The following is a 6004-nucleotide window of genomic DNA, read 5'->3' on the forward strand; positions in this document are numbered from 1 at the left end:
TGTCGCTGGATTCCGGGTTCGCACCTGCGGTGCGCCCCGGAATGACCGAGCGAAAGCCCGCCCAAAATTGAGATTGAATCGCTCATGCCCCACCCGCGTGTCGTGATCACCAACCGGCCGTTCCCCGAGACGGTCGCGTTGCTCGCCCCGCATGCCGTGCTCGACGTCAACGGCTCGCCCGAGCCGTGGACGCCCGACGAGGTGCGCGACCGCTGCCGCGAGGCGACCGGCCTGCTCGCCTTCATGACCGACCGCATCGACGCGGCCTTCCTCGACGCCTGCCCGGCGCTGCGCGTGGTCGGGGCGGCGCTGAAGGGCTACGACAACATCGACGTCGCCGCCGCAGCAGCGCGCGGCGTCACCGTCACGATCGTGCCGGATCTGCTCACCGTGCCGACCGCCGAGCTCGCCATCGGTCTCATGCTGGCGCTCGGCCGGCACATCGTCGCCGGCGACCGCGACATCCGCCGGAACGGCTTCTCCGGCTGGCGCCCGCGCCTCTACGGCGCCGGACTTTTCGGCGCGACCGTCGGGATTCTGGGCTTCGGCAAGGTCGGCCAAGCGATCGCGGCGCGGCTTCTCCCGTTCGGCTGCCGCCTGCTGGCGCACGATGCGTCCGTCACCACGATCGCGCCGCCGCTGGACGCCGCCGTGACGCTCGCCGGTCGCGACATGCTCCTTCGAGAATCCGACGTCGTCGTGCTGGCGCTGCCGCTCACCGCCGACACCCTGCACCTGATCGACGCCACCGCGCTGGCCCGCATGAAGCCGTCGGCGCATCTGGTCAATCCGGCGCGCGGGTCGCTGGTGGACGAGGCCGCGGTCGCCGACGCGCTCGCGGCGGGGCGTCTCGCCGGCTATGCGGCCGACGTGTTCGAGTGCGAGGACTGGGCCCGCTTCGACCGCCCGGATGCGATCGAGCCGCGCCTCGCCGCACCGGACGCGCCCACCGTGCTGACGCCCCACATCGGCTCCGCCGTGACCGAGCTGCGCCGCGAGATCGAGCGCTCCGCCGCCGAGAGCATCCTGGACGTGCTGCAGGGCCGCCCGCCCGTGCACGCCGTCACGCTGCGCGACACCGTGCCATGCTGAACCTCGTCCATGTCCGCTCGTTCCTGGCCGTGATCGAGCACGCCGGCGTTCGCGCCGCGGCCCGCGGCCTCGCGCTGTCGCCGTCGACCGTGCTGGCGCATCTCGATCTGCTCGAGGACGACATGGCCGCGCCGCTGGTCGATCGCGCCCGCGGCCGCGTCGCACCGACCGCCCAGGGCCTCGCCTTCCTGCCGCTCGCCCGCGCCCTGATCACGACCGCCGAGGAGGCGCGCCGGCTGGTGCGCACCGCGCCGCTGCGAATCGCCGCCGCCAGCAATGTCGGGGTCTATCTGCTCAACGTCGTGCTGGCCGAGTTCCAACGATCGGAGTCCTGCGCGATCGACCTGTGGATCGGCGCCAATCGCGACGTGGCGGAGCGACTGGTGCGCGGTCGCGCCGACCTCGCCATGATGGAGTGGTGGGACGGGCGCCCCGGTTTCCGGGCCCACACCTGGCGGCGCGAGCCGCTGGTCGTCATCGTGCCGCCGTCGCACGCGTGGGCGGCCCGCGAGAGCGTGACGACGGCGGATCTGCTCGCGGCGCCGCTGCTCGGCGGCGAGCCCGGCACCGGCACCGGCACGCTGCTGCGCGCCGCGCTCGGGCCGGCCGCCGACCGCATCGCGACCGTCGACGGCTTCGGCAGCACCGAGGCGGTGAAGCGCGCCGTGCGGGCCGGCCTCGGCGTGTCGGTCGTGCTCGCCTCGGCGGTCGCCGACGAGGTCGCGGCCGGCCATCTCGCCGCCCTGCCGGTCGCCGACGCCGCGCTGGTGAAGGAGATCAGGCTCGTGGTGCCGGAGGCGCTGCCGCCCACCGCGGCGGCGGCCCGCTTCGCCACCCATGCGATCGGACGGGCACTGGCCGACTCCTGACGACGAGGATCGTCGTCTACCGGTCGACAGCACGACGCCGACCGTGTCGTTGCGGTCGCGGTGCGTGCGGATCCGTCGGTTCCGCAGCACACCGGGCTCGACTCTTCACCGGGCCTTAAGCAGAATGTGGAAACATTCTCGATCCTGGTCCGGAGGTCGGCGCCAGCCGAAATCCGGCGCGGGACAGTGGCCCACAGTCCGCCGGTGACGGACGCTCTGACTGTGCCGGAGCGTATCCGTCGGATGCCGTCGGGGGCGTGGGAAGTCTGGCGGAGGCGGTTCTAGAACGCCGCCGACAGGCCGATCCACCGTCGACGAGGCGTTCTCGTTGCGGGGGCTGTCGTCACTCCTTCCCGGAGCGGTTCGGCGGGACCCGGATCCAATCGCGAGATTGGCACTCCGGGTCATCGTGCGCGGACGCCCGCGCGGCGGCAGCCCCCGATCGTCGCCCTTCCCCGGCGCCCGCGCCTCACCGTCCCGGCAGCACCAGGAACTTCGGCTTGGCCGGCAGCGACGTCTTCGACACCACCACGGACGGCGTGTCGGAGATCTCGACGTCGTAGTCGGCCTTCACCCGCTCGAGGAAGCGATCGAGCGTGTAGCGGCTGAAATAGTGCATCGGGATCATCAGCGGCGCCTTCAGCGCCTGCAGCACCTCGACCATGCCGTCGAGGTCGAGCGTGTAGCTGCCGTCGACCGGCACCAGCACCACGTCGACGCGGCCGATCTCGGCGATCTGCTGCGGCGTCAGCGTATGGTGCAGGTGGCCGAGATGAGCGATGCAGAGCGTCCCGGCCTCGACGATGAAGATCGAGTTGCCGTGCCGGTCCGTGCCGCCGCCCGACCAGTCGCGGATGTTGGTCGCGACGCTGCGCACGTGGACGTCCTGATAGGAGAGGTCGTGGCCGGCCGGCTTGCCGTCGTCCCGCCAGCCGTGCAGCACGAAGCGGATGCCGGGATCGGGCGCCAGCGTGAAATGACTCGAATGCGCCCGGTTCATCGTCGCGATGTCGGGCAGGACCGGCGGCTTGACGTAGTCGTTGTAGTCGGTGGCGACGCGGACCAGCTTCGGGCTCTCGATCAGGAAGGTCGAGTGGCCGACATAAGTCAGCCGCACCTGATCCGGCGCCAGGGCGACCGGGCGGAAGGCCGCCGGCACGGCGCGGGGCGGAAGCGCGGAGACGAGCCCCGGGCAGGTGTCGGGCCGCTCGGGCGCGACGGGTGCGGCGGGCGCCGCCGGTTGGGCGACGGCCGGCGCGAGCGGTGTGGCGACGGGAACGATCAGGAGAGCGAGCAGGGAAGCGAGCGACGTCGCGAACGCGATCGCGCGCCGCCATACGGGGGTCGAAGGCATGCGGGCTCCATCGGTCTTGCGACGCCAGCATAACCCGACGCCGCGGACGGACGGAAAGCCATTCGAACACGAATTGATGACCGGGCGGGCGCCGCGGCGGCGCCCACCCAGCTCAATAGTCGAGCAGACGGTCTCGCGCCGACGCGGTCAGCGCGCGACGATGAGGCCGCGCGACGTCACCACGATCCAGCGCCCGTCTTGCTTGCGGATGCCCTCGACGCGGCCGACGCCCGGAATGGAGTCGCCGGTCTCCACCTCGACATAGCCGTAGCGGCCCTCGAGCAGCGCGATGCCGCGCCGGACGTCGCGCACCACCCAGCCGTTGACGACCTGCGGGGCCGGCGGCCGCGGATCGCCGAGCGAGGCAGTCATGTCGGCCGAGGCGACCGCGACCGGGGCGGTCGGCATCGGAGCCGGCGGCGGCGCCGCGGCCTGGGCGCTGGAGGCCTGCACCGTGGTGGGCTGGCCGCCCTGCGCCGCGGCCTGGGCCTGCAGGGTCGTCGGCGGCTGTCCGGGGCCGGCGGACTGGCTCGACGCCGAAGCTGCCTGGGCGGTGCGCCGCTCCAGCCGCTCGATCGCCTCGCTCAGCTTGCCGAGCTTCTGGGCCGGCTCGGCCTGGGCGCGCTCGGCGCGCTCCATGCGGTCGGCCAGCTTGGCGGTCTGGGTCTGCAGCGCCTTGGTCGAGTTCTCCAGGCTGGTGCGCAGCCCGGTCACGTCGCGCTGCAGCTCGGCCACCGTCGCCTTGAGGGCGCCGTCGTCGGAGGCGACGCGCACCACGGCCGGCGCCGCAGGCTCGCTTCCGACGTGAGTCGCCGCGAAGGTGCCGGCGAGCGCCCCGAACGAGGTCGCCACCGCGATCACGGCCGCGACCTTCATGTAGGGCGGCACCTGGAACGAGAAGCGGCGGCGCGGCGTCTCGTCGACGTCGATCGTGTCGCCGGCGCGCCAGCCGTCGTGCTCGACCGCGGGCGCGGCCGGCGTCACGCCGCCGCGGCGGGAGGCGCGCGGCGCGTCGACGATCTCGTAGGCATGCGCTTCACCGCCGGCCCCGGCCCTCGTTGCGGCATCCGGCTTCGGCAGCCGCGGCTGGCTCGTCGAATGGTCCGCCGCTGGCTGGCCCGACAGCGGCTGCTCGGAGGCGGCCTGGGCGGCATGGGCGGAAATCGCCGCGGCGTCGTCCGGGAACGCCTCGTGAGTGGGATCGATGCCGTCGCGGCCGGCGCCGCGCTCGCCCGTGTCATGCTCGCCCATGGCGGGGCTCCATCTCGATGTCGCGCCGAACGGTTCAATCAACCGTTAACGATACGCGCTTACCAAATCGTTACGGTTCCTCTCCTCGCAGGCGGCTGCGGCTGAATCGGGGCCGGCCCGTGGCGGAGTGTGGCGCCACGGCGGCACCTGCGGACTCGCGGAAAACACGCTTAAGAAAGCGTTACCGGCGCAGACGGACGAGCCTCAGCCCAGCAGCCCGTTGTCGCGGGCGAGGTCGGCCAGCGAGGCCTCCGGCCTGGCGCCGAGATGCTGGATCACCTCGGCGGCGGCGAGCGCGCCGAGCCGCGCCGCGTCCTGGTTCGGCCGGCCGCGGGCGAGCCCGAACAGGAAGCCGGCGGCGAACAGATCGCCGGCCCCGGTGGTGTCGACCACCTGCTCGACCGGGAATGCCTTCACGGCCTCGGTGTTCTCGCGCGACACGACGAGACAGCCTTTTTCGCTGCGCGTCACCGCCGCGAGCTTCACGTCGCGACGGAGCTGGTCGAGCGCGGCGTCGAGATCCGCCGTCTGATAGAGGCTGTGCAGCTCCGCCTCGTTGGCGAAGACGAGATCGACCGTGCCCGAGCGCATCAGATGCAGGAACTCGTCGCGCCAGCGGTCGACGCAGAAGGCGTCGGACAGCGTCAGCGCCACCGTGCGGTCGGACGCGTGGGCGATCTTGGCGGCCTTCAGGAACGCGTTCTTGGCGTTCTCCGGATCCCACAGATAGCCTTCGAGATAGGTGATCGCCGCGCCCGACACCGTATCGGGATCGATGTCGTCGGGATGCAGATCCTGGGCGGCGCCCAGATAGGTGTTCATGGTGCGCTCGCCGTCCGGCGTGACCATGATGAAGCAGCGCGCCGTCGCCGGTCCCCGGGCGGCCGCCCGGGTGTCGAACGCCACCTTGGCGGCGCGGATGTCGTGGCCGAACACGCCGCCGAGCGCATCGTCCTTCACCTTGCCGACGAAAGCGGCGCGGGCGCCGAAGCTCGCGGTGCCCACGATCGTGTTGGCGGCCGAGCCGCCCGAGATCTCCACGGCCGGCCCCATCGCGGCATAGACGGCCTCGGCGCGCGGCTCGTCGATCAGGGCCATGCCGCCCTTGCGCATGCCGTGCGCGACCAGGAAGTCGTCGTCGGCGCGCGCGATGACGTCGACGATGGCATTGCCGATTCCGAGCACGTCGTAGCGGAGAGCGGTCATCCGGATCACTCGCGGTCGGCGGTGCCGCCGGCGCGCGCCGCGCTTGCCGGGGGCCCTGCGACCCTGCATAGGAAATGGACATGGCGCGCTCGCCCGGGCCGGGCGTGTCGCGAAGCGGCGGCGCACTATACCGATGGGCCGCCTCGATTCAACGCCGCAGGCGCCGTCTCGCGCCGCCGCGACCGGGAGCCCGGGACCGGACCGCATGGACAGACCGGACTCCGACACATCC

General features: G+C 72.5%; 5 protein-coding genes. 2 read left to right on the forward strand and 3 right to left on the reverse strand.

The genetic code is table 11. The annotated features are described in order from the left end of the window. Positions 1-84: 84 nt before the first annotated feature. Together CH341_RS27180 and CH341_RS27185 are read left to right on the forward strand one after the other, a co-directional pair. On the forward strand, positions 85-1092 hold the full coding sequence (locus CH341_RS27180) for an NAD(P)-dependent oxidoreductase (protein ID WP_111422086.1): 1008 nt from the start codon (positions 85-87) through the stop codon (positions 1090-1092). Beyond that, positions 1086-1961, forward strand: coding sequence for a LysR family transcriptional regulator (locus CH341_RS27185; protein ID WP_111422087.1), 876 nt, complete (start codon positions 1086-1088; stop codon positions 1959-1961). The genes CH341_RS27180 and CH341_RS27185 overlap by 7 nt, the downstream gene beginning before the upstream one ends. A gap of 469 nt (positions 1962-2430) precedes the next feature. Here CH341_RS27185 and CH341_RS27190 read toward each other — a convergent pair whose 3' ends face one another. The 3 genes from CH341_RS27190 to CH341_RS27200 form a co-directional block, all read right to left on the reverse strand. Next, positions 2431-3315, reverse strand: a complete 885-nt coding sequence (locus CH341_RS27190) for an MBL fold metallo-hydrolase (RefSeq protein WP_111422088.1) — start codon at positions 3313-3315, stop codon at positions 2431-2433. A gap of 147 nt (positions 3316-3462) precedes the next feature. Further along, positions 3463-4566 (reverse strand): hypothetical protein, encoded by a 1104-nt coding sequence (locus CH341_RS34495; RefSeq protein ID WP_170149826.1) that lies wholly within the window; start codon positions 4564-4566, stop codon positions 3463-3465. 204 nt (positions 4567-4770) lie between these two features. After that, positions 4771-5772, reverse strand: a complete 1002-nt coding sequence (locus CH341_RS27200; RefSeq protein WP_111422089.1) for an adenosine kinase — start codon at positions 5770-5772, stop codon at positions 4771-4773. Positions 5773-6004: the final 232 nt, after the last annotated feature.

It is taken from the genome of Rhodoplanes roseus (assembly GCF_003258865.1).
GTDB classification, from domain to species: domain Bacteria; phylum Pseudomonadota; class Alphaproteobacteria; order Rhizobiales; family Xanthobacteraceae; genus Rhodoplanes; species Rhodoplanes roseus.

Bases quoted from the DNA above. Each gene is read 5' to 3' on its own strand.
- CH341_RS27200 (WP_111422089.1), bottom strand. From the start codon at position 5,772: ATGACCGCTCTCCGCTACGACGTGCTCGGAATCGGCAATGCCATCGTC.
- CH341_RS27190 (WP_111422088.1), bottom strand. From the start codon at position 3,315: ATGCCTTCGACCCCCGTATGGCGGCGCGCGATCGCGTTCGCGACGTCG.
- CH341_RS27185 (WP_111422087.1), top strand. From the start codon at position 1,086: ATGCTGAACCTCGTCCATGTCCGCTCGTTCCTGGCCGTGATCGAGCAC.
- CH341_RS34495 (WP_170149826.1), bottom strand. From the start codon at position 4,566: ATGGGCGAGCATGACACGGGCGAGCGCGGCGCCGGCCGCGACGGCATC.
- CH341_RS27180 (WP_111422086.1), top strand. From the start codon at position 85: ATGCCCCACCCGCGTGTCGTGATCACCAACCGGCCGTTCCCCGAGACG.